The organism is Methylobacterium sp. P3_A11 (genome assembly GCF_056403155.1).
Genome location: NZ_JBFUGA010000230.1, coordinates 1 through 1,899, shown reverse-complemented (window position 1 = coordinate 1,899; position 1,899 = coordinate 1). Strand labels below are relative to the sequence as shown.

Genomic DNA, 1,899 nt, shown 5'->3' with positions numbered 1-1,899 from the left:
CTCGTGGACTGGCAAGCAGATCGCAGAGCATTTGCAACCGCTCGACTCGCCGTATTTCGCCTGCTCAAAGGTATACAGGCCCAAAAGGAGGCCAATCGTCGCGCTCTCTTTGGTTATTATGGAGCGACTCACCACCTCAGGGCGCTCGACGGTAAATTGATGACTCTGAAGGCCGCCAAGCTTTTGACTGCCTGTATCGTGGGGGCGGACCGTCAACCGGCTGGTAAGGACCCGTTCAGCTCGAACGACCGAGTCATGAGGGCTGTCATGCAGGTCTTAGAACCTAGAATATCCGCTGCAGTGCGACGGAGGCAGACAAAGCGCGACGAAAATCGCCGCAGGAAGAGAAGCTAAGGTTAGTAGAAACAGCTGTTCGGACCGACGAGTTCCTCAGTCCCAGCTTGGCCCGTAAAGCACTACTTTAACTCGGCTCGGATTGCCTTCGCAAAGATCAGCCTCAGCTCTTCCGGGGTCGGGCCGGCCCATCGCCACCAGTCAATTCAACCTTCGCCCTCGCACTCACCCGCGAACGGCGTGGTCCTGCTCAGCCCTCCAGCGGATTAACGACCAGCCCACTGCAGCGCGCATGCCGCCAGGGTAGCCGGCCAAACTCCGCCAATCACTGCAGATCAGAAGCCGCGCCAGTTTAGCAGTTGCGCTCCAAGCGCAGCGCTGCGCTTTACGAGCTGCTGAGTGGCAGCAGCGTCGCCCGTCTCGACACCCTGGAACCAGATCTGTCACCGGCTCGCATGAGCACGACATCGGCACCGTGCGGTGCCCGACGTAAGCCGCCCACGCCGATGTGTGGTGACCCGGACAGCCGTACTGTCGGGATCGTGCTCGTCTGTATTCTCGGTGGGCGGGGGCTCACCCCCTGCGTCGGTGACCTCCGCACCAACGGAGACGGCCAGTCCGCTCCAGGGAGGGAACGCCCTCGCTGTCCGATGCGCTCCGCGACTTGTTGAGGCACGCTCGGAATCGCCCAACTCCAAAATTGCCAGTGCCGGTTCAAACGCATGCTTTCAAGGGAGGATCCTCTGACGCTTCACGACCGGTCGGCAGTACGCAAGCCACCGTTTGCCTCGCCGGACTTATCCGCAGGCAGAAGCAAATGAGAATCCCTTACAGCGGGCCATTTCTCCTCTAAGCCATTGCCATACAAAGCCTTTTTCGCCGCTAGATCGTTAGGTTAGCCGCTCGTGCACTGGTACCACCATGTGCATTCCGCGACGCCAGGAACCTAAAACATGACCGATAACACCTCGGCACCCTCACTCGAGCAAGTTGAACCGGAGACGAAGCCGTCTTGCGGGAGTGGGGCGGCCGCATCAGGCGACAGTTCCACATTCCTGGATGAAAAAGATCCAGAGCAAGACGCTACTGATGATCCAGCGGTCCCTTTCGAGGGTAAGCGCGAGGAGATTCTCGATCGAAGATTGGGCGCTATCAAACTGAAGGACGAACGCTTTTATCTCTGGATGGGCCCCGCAAAGCGCAAGCATAACAGGCGACATATTATATCACTCCTTGTATGGACTGCAGAGAGCCGGATAAAGCCAGGTTACCTTGAGAGAAAGCTGAGTTCTAACAATATAGCGGTTGCTTCGAATGCGAAGAACGACGATCGCGCCATTTATGCTGCCGCGATTAAGCTGGGTAGCTCATACGCCTTGAGAGAAGAGAGCGGAGAGTCAATGCGGCCACATGATGTCAGCCGTACAGCTCACGTAATGGAAGGCATAGCAGTGTTTTGTAGGTCAAGTGGAATTTCTCTCGCATTTGGCAGCGAGGGAATCATCTATCAAGAAACACATAAAATGAGTGACCAAAAACTTCGTGATCTCGCGAATGACGCTGCACGCGTTGGCAGCAACGGAGATGAACCGGGGAACGAAGAAC

1 protein-coding gene is annotated in these 1,899 nt (G+C 57.0%); it reads left to right on the top strand.

Annotated features, from left to right (window positions below; all coding sequences use genetic code 11):
* Positions 1–1,247: 1,247 nt before the first annotated feature.
* A partial coding sequence (locus AC1DXK_RS30910; protein WP_477299703.1) for a hypothetical protein occupies positions 1,248–1,899 on the top strand: 652 nt, incomplete at its 3' end.